This window comes from Streptomyces sp. NPDC107454 (assembly GCF_055582885.1).
In genome coordinates this window covers 357111-370767 of sequence record NZ_JBVJPA010000004.1, presented here as the reverse complement: position 1 = coordinate 370767, position 13657 = coordinate 357111, and the positions used below count along the sequence as shown (strand labels likewise).

Sequence of the window (13657 nt, the reverse complement as noted above, 5' to 3'; positions counted from 1 at the left end):
CGGCACGGGCGGCCGTATTGTGTTCACATCCACAACTCCCGTACCAGGAACACCAAGAGCACCAAGAGCACCAGTCGAGCGGAACGCCGGGCGGTGGGACGGGCGTCCGGCCGCGGTGCGAGCCCGCCCGAGGCACCCTTGATCGTGAAGGAGTCACGCAGTGAGCGACAGCCCACCGCCACGGGCCGCCGCGCCGCTCCCCGAGGCGCCGGCCGACGTGCAGGAGGCCGCGCGGCTCGCCCCCGACCACTGGCTCGGCATGGTCGACCCCGCCTGGCGCGGCGAAGGCCCCCCTCCCGTCTGGGCGTTGGTGGGGGAATGGCGCTCGGGTACGAGCGGCGAGATCGAGGAGTGGCGTGCCAACGAGGAGTACCGCCCCTCGCCCGCCGCGCTCGGCTGGCCGGAGCCGACGGACGAGGTGGACGAAGCCGTTCAGCGGGCGTCGACGGGTTACGGCCCCGTCGAGGACGTCCCCCGTCTGCTGGCGGCCGCGGAGGTCGGCGTGCTGCTCGGCCCGACCGGCGGACCGCTCGCCGCGCGTACGCCGGACGGCCACCCGGTGATCCCTGTCTTCACCTCCGCCGACCACCTTCGCCCGGCCGGGCTGCTCGCCTCCGAGACCGTGCCGGTCGCCGATCTCGTCGGCCGACTGCCTGAGGGGCACCGGCTGTACGTCAACCCGACCGGCGCCGTGAGCATGCTGATCGAGACCGACGCGCTGCTGGACGTACTCTCCGCGACGGCGCCGGAGCCGAACTCGCCCGCGGTTGCCCCGTGATCGACACGCTCGCCCCTCCTGACGTGGCCCACGTCCACGTCGCACCTCCCACCACCGTCTTCACCGGAAGGACGCCATGACGGCCTCCCCCTCCCAGAACTCCCCGAACGAGCCGACACAGGCCGAGACCGAGGAGTCCCGGCAGACCGCCACGGCCATCGCGAGCGCCACAGCGACCGCGACCGCGACCGCGACGGTACGCATCGAGCCGGAACCCGAGCCCGAACCCTCGGCCGGGGAAGTGGAAGCGGCGGCGGAGACGGAGCAGGCGCACGCGTCGACCGCGCCCGGTGAGGAAAGCGAGCCCAAGGCCGCCACCGCCACCGAACCGGCCCCCGATTCCGCGAACTCCGAGGCGTCGGCCACCACCGCCACCGCGGCGGCGACCGACGAGGAGGTGTCCGGCGGTACGGCCACGGAGACCGCGGCCGCCGCCCAGCCCGGGCGGCCCCACAAGAGTCTGCTGGCCGGGGCCGCCATCGTCGGCACGCTGCTGGTGGCCGTCCCGTTCCTGGTGACCGGTGGAAACGACGACGGCGAGAACCGGGTCGCCCGGGCCGGCGCGACGCCGGGCACCGTCCTGGGGGGCGCGCTGCAGGACTCGGGCGCTCCGGGCGCCTTCGACTCGGCGGCGCCGTCCCCGGAGGGCTCCGCCAAGCAGTCCCCGGCCGGGAAGACACCGGACCACAAGGCGTCCGGGCAGGCGGGCGGCTCGGGCGGGGGGCCGAAGTCGTCAGCGCCGGCAGCCGGGCAGCACGGCTCGTCCTCCACCTCCTCCTCGTCCACGGGCTCCGGCGGCAAGAAGTCGACGACCGCGAGCAGGCCGTCTTCGTCCGGCACCAAGACGTCCTCCGGGTCCTCGGGCTCGTCCGGTGCCGCCTCGTCCACGGTCGTGGGTGTCTCGGTCTGGAGCCACGCCACCGGCCGCTGCATCGACGTGTCCGGCGGCCGGGGCAAGGACGGCACAGCGCTCGACATCTGGGACTGCGGCAGCGGCGCCCGGATGAAGTGGCAGTTCATGTCCGACGGAACGGTGCGCGCCATGGGCAAGTGCATGGACGTCGCCTGGGGATCCACTGCGGACGGCGCAACGATCCAGCTCGCCAACTGCAGCGGCAACCCCGCCCAGCAGTTCCGCCTGAACGCCGCCCACGACCTGGTCAACCCGCAGGCCGACAAGTGCGTGGACGTGCGGGACAAGGGCACCGCCAACGGCACCCGCCTGCAACTGTGGAGCTGCAACGGCCAGGACAACCAGAAGTGGACCAGCCGCTGAACGAGGTGTCGGCACCGGCGACTCCCACGGTGACGGGGCTCGGTCAGGTCTTCTTGAGCTGGTCGTAGCGGCCGAGGAAGCGGGGAGTGCCGTTGTGCAGACGGTAGAGGAAGAGGCCGTTGACCGAGTGGAACGCGTCGGTCCCCGCGTCGAACGCGATGGTCTTGGCGAGCCCCTTGTACGTGGACGAGCGGAGCCTGCGCACCATGGCACCCCGCTCGACCTCGACGTTGCCCAACTCGCGCAGCCCCTGGGCGACGAAGAGCAGCGCGTCGTACGCCTCCAGCGCGAAGCGCTCGACGGCGCGTACCCCGAAGCGCTTCTCGTACGCCGCCACAAAGCGCGCCGCGGCGGGCAGCGCGGCCGGGTCGACGTAGGTCGCGCTGATCACCCAGCCCTCGGCCGCCGGGCCCGCCTCCCTGAGGAACGCGGTCTCCAGAACCGGTTCCGCCGCCATGCGCGTGCCCTGGAACCGGGCCTGTTCCAACGCGCGGGCCAATCGGGCGGCCCGGTGCGGTGAGACCCCGCCGTACACCACGGCCTCAGCCTCGGCGGTGACTACGGCGGCGGCGACCGGGCCGAAGTCCTCGCTGTCCGCGGGGACGACATGGGTGGTGGTCGCGCCGTTGGAGGGCGGGAACATGGTCAGGTCTTTGACGATCTGCCAGCTGACGCGGCCCGCCGCCCTGTCGTCGACGAGGGCGGTTCTGCGGCTCTTCTCGGTGTGGGTGAGGTAGTGGATGAACGGCGTCGACAGCGCGTACTCGTCGGGCCTGAGCTGGAAGAACGCGCGGGTGGAGATCTTGGAGTACACATCGGTGGCGGAGGAGACGCTCACGATGGACAGCAGGGCCTTCTCGTAGCGGGCGACGGCGGCCTCGGCCGTGGCGGTGCCGGTCGGGCCGATGACCGCGTACACCGCGTGGTCCGCGACGAACCTTCCGGCGACCTCCTGGGCCCGCTTCGCCTCCCCGGCGTCGTCGAGGACCTTCAGCGCCAGATCGAAGGTGCGTCCCTCACGGGAGCGGGAGTTGAAGTCCTCCACGGCCAGCCGCGCACCCCGCTCCTGCGCCCGGCCGATCGACCTGTCCGCTCCCGACAGATCTCCGTGCAGCCCGATGACGTACCGGGACAGTGGTCCCTGGCCCGTCGTTCCGCCGCCGGCCGCGGACCTGGACGCGGCCCAGGCCGCCAGTCCCCCGCCGGTCACGACCACTCCGGCCGCGGAGCCCAGCGTCAGCAGGCGGCGCCGTGACAGGGCGGGCCGCTCCGGCGGCTGCACGAGTGTGTTCGGCCCGGGGTCGGGCAGTGCCAGGACGGCGGCCGAGCGTTCCGCGATCAGCCGGGGCAGCGCGGACGGCAGCCAGTCGCCCGTCCGTTCGTCCTCACCGGCCAGGGCGTCCCCCACCTCCCGCGCGGTGGGCCTGGCCCGCGGGTCCTTGGCGAGGCAGCCGGTGAGCAGCGGGACCAGGGCCCACGGTACGGCGTCCAGGTCCGGTTCCTCGTGGACCGTACGGAAGATGACGGCGGCCGGAGTGCCGGTACCGAACGGGCGGCGGCCTGTCGCGGCATAGGCGAGGACGCAGCCCAGCGAGAAGATGTCGCTCGGCGGGCCGATGTCACCGGCCCGCGCCTGCGCCTGTTCGGGCGAGAGGTATCCGGGCGAGCCGATCACCACGTCGCTCGCGGTGAGCGCGGTGGCGCCGGTGGAACGCGCGATGCCGAAATCGATCAACCGGGGCCCGTCCAGGGCGAGCAGGACGTTGCCCGGTTTGACGTCCCGGTGCACCAGGCCCGCGGCGTGCACCTCGGTGAGCGCTTCGGCCAGCCGGGCGCCCAGGACCCGCACCGTACGGTCGGGCAACGGACCGTACAGCGCGACGGTCTCGGCCAGCGACGGGCCCGGTACGAAGGCGGTCGCCAGCCAGGGCTCGCGGGCCTCCGGTTCCGCCGCGGTGACCGGCACCACCCACCGCCCGGTGAGCCCGCCCGCCGCCTCGGCCTCACGGCGGAACCGGGTGCGGAAGTCGTGGTCGGCCGCGTACTCGGCGCGGATGACCTTCAGCGCGACCAGTGCGCCGCCCGTCGAACGGGCCAGGTAGACCACGCCCATGCCACCCGCGCCGAGCCGGCCCAGCAGCCGGTGGCCGCCGACGAAGGGCGGGTCGCCCGGTTTGAGCGCGTGCACCCCCGCGTGCACCTCTGAGTGCACCCCGCTCACTGCTACACCTCGGAGGGCGCGGCGCCGAGGAAGCGGAAGCGGCCGCCCTCGACCTGGTGCAGGAAAATGCCCCAGCCCGCGAACGTGCCGTCCTCCGGTTTGAAGGAGAACTCCTTGGTGATGCCCCGGTAGCGGCTCCTGCGCAGCAGGGCCGGCAACTCCTGGCGCTTCGGCGGCCGTCCGCCCTTCGTGGCCTTCACCAACTCCTGGAGAACGAGGTTGACGGTGTCGTACGCCTCGGCGGCGTAGTACCCGGGCGCGGCACCGAAGCGCTTGCGGAAGGCGGCGGTGAAGGCCGCCGCGGCCGGTACGGCGGAGGGGTCGACGAAGGAGGCGGTCAGGAGCCATCCCTCGGCCGCGTCCCCCGCCTGTTCCAGGAACGCCGGGTCGATCACGGCCTGCGGGGTGAGCCGCGGCCCTTCGAAGCCGGCCGTCGCCAGTCGGCGGGCCACCAGTGCCGCGCCCTGTGCGTAGCCGGCGTAGACGAAGGAGTCGATCCCGGCCCGCAGCATGTCGTCGATGACGGGTCCGATGTCCTCCGTGCCGTCCGCGCCCGCAGGGATCACCCGGGGGTAGGCGGGGCGGCCCAGCCGGCGCAGCATGGTGGCGTTGATCGAGGCGGACTCCGTTGAGTACGTCTGCGCGGTGCGGTCCTGGAGCAGGCCGGGGCGCAGCACCCCTTTCTGCTTCCTGAGATAGATGCTGATCGGGATGGCGACGGCCGCGTCGCTGGGGCGGCAGTGCACGAAGGACCGGTACTGCTGCGAGGTCAGGATCAGGCCCCCGGCCGAGACGCACAACAGCGGCAGCAGTGCCTCGTCGTAGGTGCCCAGGACCGCATTGGCCGTCTCGTCGTTGGTCGGGCCGAGCACGGCGAGCACGTCGGTGTCCTGGATCATTTTCCTGGCCGCGGTCTGGGCCCGCCCGGCGCTGCCGCCGTCGTCGGCCGTCTTCAGAGTGAGCTCGAAGGGCTTGCCCTTACGGGAGTTGAACTGCTCGACCGCCAGGCGCGCACCCCGCTCCTGCGCCTCTCCCGCCGTCCGCTGTGCCCCGCTCAGGTCAGCCTGCACTCCGATGGCCCAGCCGCCGGCCCGCGGAGCCGGTGCCCCCGGGTTGTCCCGATCGCGCAGGGCGGCCCAGACCGCGGCCCCGCCCGCCGCCATGAGCACCGCCGCGCCGGAGAGCAGGAGCAGGCGCCGCCGGCCGGGCGACGCCTGTTCCGTGTCCCCCGGTGCTTCGTCCCCCGGTGCTTCGGCGACGGTCGGCTCGATGTCGGGGAGCGCCAGCATCTCGGACGAGCGGTCGGCGATGGCCCGTACGACGCCCTCGGGCAACCAGTCGAGCCGGCCGCCTTCGGGGACCGCGTCCTCGACGAGCAGCACCGTGCAGATCTGCTCGGCCGTCGGGCGGTCCGCCGGGTCCTTCGCCAGGCACAGGTGCAGCAGGGTCAGCAGCTCGGTGCCCGCTGCCTCCTCCTCGGATTCCTCGTTGTCCGCGGCGTTCTCCTCGGCTTCGATGCCGGCCAGGTCGGGTTCGTCGTGGACCGTTCGGTAGAGCAGGGCGTCCGGCGTGCCGGTGCCGAACGGTGGTCGGCCGCTCGCCGCGTACGCCAGCAGGCAGCCCAGCGAGAAGATGTCGCTGGCCGGGCCCAGTGCCGCGCCGCGGGCCTCGGCCTGCTCGGGTGAGAGGAAACCGGGCGTTCCCACGACCAGGTCGGTGGAGGTGATCGCGGTCTCGTCGGTCGCGCGGGCGATCCCGAAGTCGATGAGGCGCGGGCCGTCCACGGCGAGCAGGACGTTGGCGGGCTTGACGTCGCGGTGGACAAGACCGACGGCGTGCACTTCGCGCAGTGCGGCGGCGAGCATCCGGGCCAGCACGCGCACGCTCCGTACAGGCAGCGGACCGTGGCGGGCGACCGCCTCCTCCAGAGAGGGGCCGGGCACGAAGGCGGTGGCCAGCCAGGGCGCCGCCGCATCCGGGTCGGCGCCGGTGACCGGCACGGCCCAGGGGCTGGTCACCCGGCGGGCCGCCTCGACCTCACGGCGGAACCGGGCGCGGAAGTCCGGCTCGTCCGCGTACTCGGCCTGGATGACCTTGACGGCGGCGAGTGTCCCGGCCTCCGTACGGCCGAGGTAGACCACGCCCATGCCGCCCGCGCCGAGCCGGGCCAGCAGCCGGTGGCCGCCGATCGTGGCGGGGTCGGTGGGGAGCAGACGCCCGCTCATCCCGGCCCCTCCAGTTCGCTCTCGGTGAGCGTCAGCATCTGCCCCACTCCCTGCTGCAGCGCGGCATCGACCTCTTTCCCGGACCGGCCCTTGGAACCCCTGCCGGAGACGGCCACCGTGACCTGGCCCAGACGGCTCTGTATCCAGTAGTAGTAATAGGGGCCGCCGAGTTCGACGCTGTAGTACTGGCCGCCCTCGGTGAGTGTGTCCTCGGCGGTGGAGTTGCCCAGCAGGCCGAAGGCCGACCCCTGGGAGAGCAGTCCGGTGATCCGCTCGCCTTGGCGGAGCTGCTGGTCGGGACAGCGCAGCGCCTCTTCGAGGGTCTCGGCCATCTCCCAGTCGGCGTCCTTCGCCGTTCGGTGCACGGTGACGACGGCGGCGACGCGGATCGGGCCCTTGCCGTCCTGCGTGGGCAGTTCGCTGTAGCGGGTGAGGGTGGCGAGTACCGTCGCGGGCAGTGGATCGCGCTGCCAGACGCAGTTCGCGTCGAGCGCGGGCCAGAAGCCGGGGTCGCTCTCGTACGGGTCGCGCTTCACGAAGCCGGGGCCCCAGTTGACGGGGGCCGCCGCGACGGCGCGGGCCAGGCGTTCGGCCTCTGCGCGGGTCTTCGGCGCGCGGCCGGGATCGGGGGTGAAGCCCAGGCCGGTGGCGCTGGGGCTCGGGGCCGGGCTGGAACGTGTGCCGCTGCTCGCGGTCGCGTTCTTGGAACCGGGGGGCTCGGCGGCCTCGCCACCGCCCCCTCCCGAACAGCCCGCCAATAACAGCCCGGTGGTCAAGGTGCCGCAGCAGCACAGCCGCACCCGTCTCCGATACTCCATCGCCGTCCCCCATCCGCACACCCGTTCCCCGCAGGGAGCGTATCGACTGTGCCGCGACGGGACTACGGCTGTGACCGCCCACCGGCAATACGTAGTCCTTTTCGGTCAGCCGCCGGCGTCGGCCGGTTCGGGCCCCGAGTACTTCCAGCACTCCACGTACTCCCAGCACTGGGCGTACGAAGATTTTACGATCGCGCGAGGATCGCATGAACCGCTTCCCACCTGCACGAAGTCCCCTTTGTCCGCATACACGGCCGGCCGGTAACTCCGCGTTCACCAAGCCTCTCTTCCTCACCGTTCTACGCGCCTGCTGTCATGCACGTGCCCACCGCCTCCCGGGTGGACATCAACTCGACTAGGAGCCACGTATGTTGTGGAAGGTCCTCGGCCGCGCGGGTGTCACGCTGGCCGCCGGCGCCGCCGTGCTGGCCACCGCCGTCCCCGCGAACGCCGCAAGCTACTCCGCGTTCGCCTTCTCGCAGAGCAGCAGCCAGCCGACCATCTACGGCTTCATCAACTCGGCCACCGCCTCCCTCGACATGACCATGTACGAGCTGGAGGACACCACCGCCGTCAACGACCTCATAGCCCTGAAGAACAAGGGCGTCACGGTACGGGTGATCCTGGACGGCGCGCACAGGTCCGCCAATCAGTCGGCGTACAACGCCCTGACGAGTGCGGGCGCGGGCGTGGTCTGGTCCTCGTCCACCTTCGTGTACACCCACCAGAAGACCGTCACGGTGGACGACGCCAAGTCGCTGATCCTCACCGGCAACCTCACCTCCCAGTACTATCCGACCGGCCGTGACTACGGCGTGTTCGATGACGACAGCCGCGATGTCGCCTCGATCGTGAAGGTCTTCAACGCGGACTACTCGGGCACCGCGATCACCCCGACCGACGGCGACCATCTGCTCTGGTCCCCCACCGACTCCCGCAACCGCCTGTTGTCCCTGATCAACGGCGCCACCACGACGCTCGACGTCGAGGAACTGGAACTCAGCGACAGCGCGGTCGTCAACGCCATCGTGGCCAGGGCGCAGTCGGGCGTCGCCGTACGGCTCGTCCTGGAGAGCCCCTCCAGCTACTCCAGCGAGGTGTCCGCGATCGAGGCGGCCGGTGGCACCGTCGTCGGCTACTCCGACCCCAACGGCTTCTACATCCACGCCAAGGCGATGGTCGCCGACTACGGCCTGTCCACCCAGAAGGTGGAAGCGGGTTCCATGAACATCAGCAGCAACTCGCTGAGCAACAACCGGGAACTGGGCATCATCCTCACGGGCACCGGCGTGGCCCAAGCCGTTGCCACCACCATCGAGACCACCTTCACCAGCGACTACTCGGGCGGCACCACCGCCTAGGACCCGCCGGGAGAGCGCCGGCCACGGCGGAGATTCGCTTCAGGCCGTGCAGGGACCAGTACGTCCAACTACCCACGCTGTACGCCCGGATGCAGCGCCGATGGCCACCGCGGCCACGTACCCTCGACCGATGGACAAGATCACTGTACGGCTGAAGGCAGACGCCACTCCGTCAGCCCCCGCTCTCCTCCTGCGCCCCTGGAGCCCGGCGGACGCTGCCGACCTGGTCGAGCTGTATCAGGACGACGCCATGCGCCGATGGACGAGCTCAGCCGTGAACGACGAGGCGAGCGCGGCACGGTGGATTCAGGACCAGCAACAGGGATGGGAGACGGGAGACCGCTTCGGATTCGCCATCACGGAAGCCCAAGCCCCAGACGTGGAGGGGCAGTTGGTGGGTCACGTGATCCTCAGGAACACCGCCCCGGGCACCTCGTCCGCCGAGGTCGGCTACTGGACCGCGGCACATGCGCGCGGCCGGGAAGTGGCGCCCCGAGCACTGCGGGCGCTGACGTACTGGGCCTTCACCGCCTTCCCCGATGACGGACCGAAGCGCCTTGAACTCGTGCATCAAGTGGACAACACGGCGTCATGCCGCGTCGCGCAGAAGAGCGGGTACGAACTGACCACGCTCCTGCCCGCGGCACCACCCGCCTACCCCCTCACCGCTCACGTGCACGTACGGGAGCGCGACCGCTGACCCAGCCGGGCCGCGACCCTGGCACTGCTGCTGAGGGCTCCGCCATGGGGAGAACAGCCGGTCAAAGACGTGTCGCTACCCGGATCAGGTCGGCGACCGCGCGCAGTCGGCTCTGCGGCGGCCAGGCGATCACCGTTGTCACGGGCGGAGCGTCCAGGACCGGCACGGCGGCGAGATCCCGGCGCAGGTCGGTGCCGGCGGACTCGGGCACGATCACGGTGGTACGGCCGAGCGCGATCAGCTGGAAGAGCTGGCTCAGGTTCCGTACCTCTGCCCCTGGTCCCTCCGGGTAGTTACCGCCGGGACCGGGCCAGCGCGCCATCGGGAGTTCCGGCAGTGCGGTGACCTCGGCCGTCCGGATCCGAGAGCGGCCGGCAAGTGGGTGAGAGCCGGGCAGGATCGCCACCTGTCCCTCGGTACAGAGCGTTTCGGTGTCGAGTCCGGCCGTCGAGTCGAAGGGCAGGTGCAGCAGAGCCACGTCGGCCTGCCCGTCCTGCAGCAGTTTCTGATGCTGATGCGCCTCACAGAGCAGCAGATCGACGGTGGCCGCACCGGGCTCCGTGCGGTAGGCGTCGAGCAGTTTGGCCAACAACTCGCCTGCGGTGCCGGACTTGACGGCGAGGACCAGGCGGGGACGCCTCCGCGCAGCCTGCTGGGTACGCCGCTCGGCCGCGGCTACCGCGCTGAGGATCGCACGCCCCTCGGACAGCAGCACGGCCCCGGCCTCGGTGAGCGTGACCTTGCGGCTGGTGCGCTCCAGCAGCGTGACCCCGAGTTGTCGTTCGAGCCGGGCGATCGTGCGGGACAGGGGCGGTTGAGCTATCTCCAGACGCTGAGCAGCCTTCCCGAAGTGCAGTTCCTCGGCGATGGCGACGAAGTACCGCAGCTCGCGTATCTCCATCCGTTCACAGTAACTCCGGCGCACGGTCGATCGATGTCGCTCAGGTATCGCTGCATGACCGAGACGGTGTTGGTGCCAGGTCGAAGCGCAGCCATGCTCGCTGTCATGAGTGAGAAGACAATCGCGCTGGTCACCGGCGCGAACAAGGGAATCGGGTACGAGATCGCGGCCGGCCTCGCCGCATTGGGCTGGAGCGTCGGTGTCGGCGCTCGGGACGAGCAGCGCGGGAAGGACGCCGTGGCGAAACTGCGCGCGGCGGGTGCCGACGCGTTCGGTGTTCCCCTGGACGTGACCGACGACGAGAGCGTGAGGGCCGCGGCGCAGTTGATCGAGGAGCGGGCGGGACGCCTCGACGTACTGGTCAACAACGCGGGTGTTGCGGGCGGCTGGCCGGAGGAGCCCACGACGATCGACCTCCGGACCGTGCGGCGGCTGGTGGAGACCAACGTCATCGGCGTCATCCGGGTCACCAACGCGATGCTGCCGTTGCTGCGCCGCTCGGCGCACCCGCGGATCGTCAACCAGTCCAGCCACGTCGGCTCTCTGGCCCTGCAGACCACGCCCGGTGTCGACCTCGGAGGCATCAGCGGGGCGTACGCGCCGACGAAGACCTACCTCAACGCCGTCACCATCCAGTACGCCAAGGAGTTGAGCGACACCAACATCTTGATCAACAACGCCTGCCCCGGCTACGTGGCCACCGGCCTCAATGGGTTCAGCGGCACTCAGACCCCCGAGCAGGGCGCGGTGATCGCCATCCGGTTGGCGGCTCTGCCCGACGACGGCCCTACCGGCCGGCTGTTCGACGACAAGGGAGTCGTACCGTGGTGATCTTCTGACGTGGTGTCCACGGCCTCCGGATCACCAGCGTGGAAGTCGGAGCTCGTACTCGGGATGGAATCGCCGCATGTAGCCGGTGTCGTCGCGGCCGCGCAGGCCCGAGTCGAGGTAGCGGCGGTGGAGGCGCTCCAGGGCGTCGTGGTCCAGTTCGACGCCGAGGCCGGGACCGGTGGGGACCTCGACCGCGCCGTCCCGTAGCTCCAGCGGGCCGGGGACGATCACGTCGTCCGTGGAATTCCACGGGTAGTGGGTGTCGCAGGAGTGGCCGAGGTTCGGGAGGGTCGCGGCCACGTGGGTCATCGCGGCGAGGCTGATGCCGAGGTGGGAGTTGGAGTGCATCGAGAGTCCGATGCCGAACGCCTCGCAGACGGCCGCCAGTTCGCGGGTGCAGCGCAGCCCGCCCCAGTAGTGGTGGTCGGTGAGGAGGACCTGGATCGCGTTCTGTTCCACGGCCGGGCGCAGGTGTTCCCAGGCGATCACGCACATGTTGGTGGCCAGCGGCATGGGCGAGGTCTCGGCGACCTCGGCCATACCGGCGATGGTGGGAGTGGGGTCCTCCAAGTACTCGACCACGCCCTCCAGTTCGCGTGCCACGTACCGCGAGGTCTGGACGGTCCAGGCCGTGTTGGGATCCAGGCGGAGCGGGCTGCTTGGGAAGGCCTCGGCGAGGGCCTTCATCGCGGCGATCTCCTCGTCCGGCGGGAAGACCCCGCCCTTCAGCTTGAACGAGTCGAATCCGTACCGCTGTCGCATCACCCTGGCCTGCTCGACGATGCCCGCCGGGTCCAGGGCCTCGCCCCAGCCGTCGCCGATCGCCGGGCGGCCGCCGAGTGCCGGGTGTTCGGCCCATTTGTAGAAGAGGTACGCGGCGAAGGGCACGGAGTCGCGGACCCTGCCGCCCAGCAGATCGCTGACGGGGCGTCCGGTGAGCCTGCCCTGCGCGTCGAGGCAGGCCACCTCCACGGCGGAGGTGATCCAGCCACGCTCGTGGGAGCCGGGCACGGTGGGCAGCAGGGTGGCGTCGATGGCGGCGGCGACGGCCGTGGTGTCGAAGACGTCCATGCCGACGATCACCTTCCCGGCGGCCAGCAGACGTTCGAGCCGGTCGTCGCCGCCGGGGGTCTCGCCCAGGCCCACGGTGCCGTCCTCCAGGACGAGTTGCAGGACGCAGCGCAGCGCGAGGGGCTCGTGTACTCCGCTGGAGTTGAGGAGCGGCGGATCGCTGAAGGCGATCGGTGTGACGATGAGCTGACGGATGCGACTGTCGGTCGAGTTCATGTGCGGACTGCCTCCAGGTCGGGGTCGATCGCACTAAGTTCATGTCCGTGAGCTCGCTTCATCAATCTGAATCACTCAACGGGCCCCGGCGCTCACGTATCCGGTGAGTGCCGGGGCCCGTCGAAGAGTCGTCGCGATCCGATGACGTGAGATGACAGCTGACAGATTTCAGATTTCAGATTTCAAAAAACACCTGTCAGACGTCAAACCTCAAACGCCCAACGACAGCCGTCACGAGCTGGTGCGCGACGAGCGTCGACGCCGGGTGACGACGGTGATCGCTCCACCGGCCACGAGCAGAGCCGCGGCGCCGCCCGCGATCGGCAGCGTGTTGCCACCGCCCGTCTCCGCGAGGTCGCCGGGCGGCGTCGACTGGCCGCCGTTCGGCGAGGGAGCCGGCGGCGTGGTCGAGTCCGAGGCCTCCGGGGTGGCCGGCGTCGTCTCCGGGGTCGACGGCTCGTCGGGCGTCGTCGGGGTGGGGCTGCCGGGAGTCTCCGCGGGCGGCGTGGAGGCCGGCGGAGTCGAGGCCGGAGGCGTGGTCTCGGGCGTGCTCGGCGGCTGCGCCGTGCAGTCCTTCTTGCCGCCGTTCCACGCCATGATCAGCTTGTCCTTGATGACCGCACGGTCCGGCCCCTTGGGCAGGTCGCCGTGCTCGAAGCCGTCGTTGGCGTCGAACCTGCCGTCGAACTTCACCGCGCCGCGGTAGAGGTCGATCTGCGCGTAGCAGCCGACGTCGGGCACCGCGATGTCGAGGGAGTCGGTCTCGCCCGGCTTGACCTTGACGCTGTCGAAGTCGTGGAAGACCTGCTCACCGGAGGTCTTGAAGGTGGCCCCGTGGGTGCGGTACGCGGCGAGGGAAGCGGTGCAGGACCCGGCGTCGCCTGCCGCGCGCACCTTGATGTGCACCTTGCCGTCGTCGGTGGGCTTCAGGTTCTGGTCGTCGACGCGGACCCAGTCGTAGAAGTTCGTCCCGTCCAGGGAGAACTCGCAGCGATCCGCCGCGGTCACCGTACCGGCGCCCTGGCCGGGCTTGTAGGCGCTGTTGCCGCTGTCCCAGCCGTCTCCGCCGGGCGTACCCGTGGCCCAGGCGCTGGTGGTGGCCGCGGAGAGGGCGAGGGCCGCCGCGCCCGTCCCCAGCAGGCAGCGAAGGGTGACACGTCTCGCTATGGACATGCAGATCCCATCTCGATGATCCAAGACCCGGTCGTCGGCGGCAGGGCAGCACAAAGCAGCCGGGGGCCGCACCGGGGATGAGTGGT

The 13657-nt window shown here is 71.0% G+C and carries 11 protein-coding genes; 5 read left to right on the top strand and 6 right to left on the bottom strand.

The annotated features are described in order from the left end of the window. The first annotated feature begins 160 nt into the window (after positions 1 to 160). A complete protein-coding gene (locus tag ACZ69M_RS11925) occupies positions 161 to 778 on the top strand; it encodes a type VII secretion system-associated protein (RefSeq protein ID WP_470048992.1) in 618 nt (205 codons plus the stop codon). Between the two features lie 76 nt (positions 779 to 854). Then, positions 855 to 2054 carry an RICIN domain-containing protein gene (locus ACZ69M_RS11920; RefSeq protein WP_470048990.1) on the top strand — a complete coding sequence of 400 codons (1200 nt, stop codon included), beginning with the start codon at positions 855 to 857 and terminating at the stop codon, positions 2052 to 2054. 43 nt (positions 2055 to 2097) lie between these two features. On the opposite strand, the gene ACZ69M_RS11915 is transcribed toward ACZ69M_RS11920, so the two are convergent. The 3 genes from ACZ69M_RS11915 to ACZ69M_RS11905 are packed head-to-tail and all read right to left on the bottom strand — an operon-like array spanning position 2098 to position 7318. Further along, on the bottom strand, positions 2098 to 4242 hold the full coding sequence (locus ACZ69M_RS11915) for a bifunctional serine/threonine-protein kinase/ABC transporter substrate-binding protein (protein WP_470049349.1): 2145 nt from the start codon (positions 4240 to 4242) through the stop codon (positions 2098 to 2100). A gap of 35 nt (positions 4243 to 4277) precedes the next feature. Next, positions 4278 to 6500, bottom strand: coding sequence for a protein kinase domain-containing protein (locus ACZ69M_RS11910; RefSeq protein WP_470048988.1), 2223 nt, complete (start codon positions 6498 to 6500; stop codon positions 4278 to 4280). Further along, complete coding sequence (locus tag ACZ69M_RS11905) at positions 6497 to 7318, bottom strand: hypothetical protein (RefSeq protein WP_470048987.1); 822 nt, start codon at positions 7316 to 7318, stop codon at positions 6497 to 6499. The genes ACZ69M_RS11910 and ACZ69M_RS11905 overlap by 4 nt, the downstream gene beginning before the upstream one ends. Positions 7319 to 7686: 368 nt before the next feature. On the opposite strand from ACZ69M_RS11905, the gene ACZ69M_RS11900 reads away from it, so the two are divergent. Then, complete coding sequence (locus ACZ69M_RS11900; protein ID WP_470048985.1) at positions 7687 to 8679, top strand: phospholipase D-like domain-containing protein; 993 nt, start codon at positions 7687 to 7689, stop codon at positions 8677 to 8679. A 130-nt stretch (positions 8680 to 8809) separates the two neighbouring features. Then, positions 8810 to 9379, top strand: a complete 570-nt coding sequence (locus tag ACZ69M_RS11895) for a GNAT family N-acetyltransferase (protein WP_470048983.1) — start codon at positions 8810 to 8812, stop codon at positions 9377 to 9379. A gap of 61 nt (positions 9380 to 9440) precedes the next feature. Here ACZ69M_RS11895 and ACZ69M_RS11890 read toward each other — a convergent pair whose 3' ends face one another. Beyond that, positions 9441 to 10280, bottom strand: a complete 840-nt coding sequence (locus ACZ69M_RS11890; protein WP_470048981.1) for a LysR family transcriptional regulator — start codon at positions 10278 to 10280, stop codon at positions 9441 to 9443. A gap of 93 nt (positions 10281 to 10373) precedes the next feature. On the opposite strand from ACZ69M_RS11890, the gene ACZ69M_RS11885 reads away from it, so the two are divergent. Continuing rightward, positions 10374 to 11111: an SDR family oxidoreductase gene (locus tag ACZ69M_RS11885; RefSeq protein WP_470048979.1), complete on the top strand. Its 738-nt coding sequence runs from the start codon at positions 10374 to 10376 to the stop codon at positions 11109 to 11111. Between the two features lie 30 nt (positions 11112 to 11141). Here the strand turns inward: ACZ69M_RS11885 and ACZ69M_RS11880 are convergent, their stop codons facing one another. Both ACZ69M_RS11880 and ACZ69M_RS11875 read right to left on the bottom strand, forming a co-directional pair. Continuing rightward, entirely contained in the window at positions 11142 to 12398 is a 1257-nt protein-coding gene (locus ACZ69M_RS11880; RefSeq protein WP_470048977.1) for a glucarate dehydratase family protein, read from the bottom strand. A gap of 231 nt (positions 12399 to 12629) precedes the next feature. After that, positions 12630 to 13571, bottom strand: coding sequence for an LAETG motif-containing sortase-dependent surface protein (locus ACZ69M_RS11875; RefSeq protein WP_470048975.1), 942 nt, complete (start codon positions 13569 to 13571; stop codon positions 12630 to 12632). Positions 13572 to 13657 lie beyond the last annotated feature (86 nt).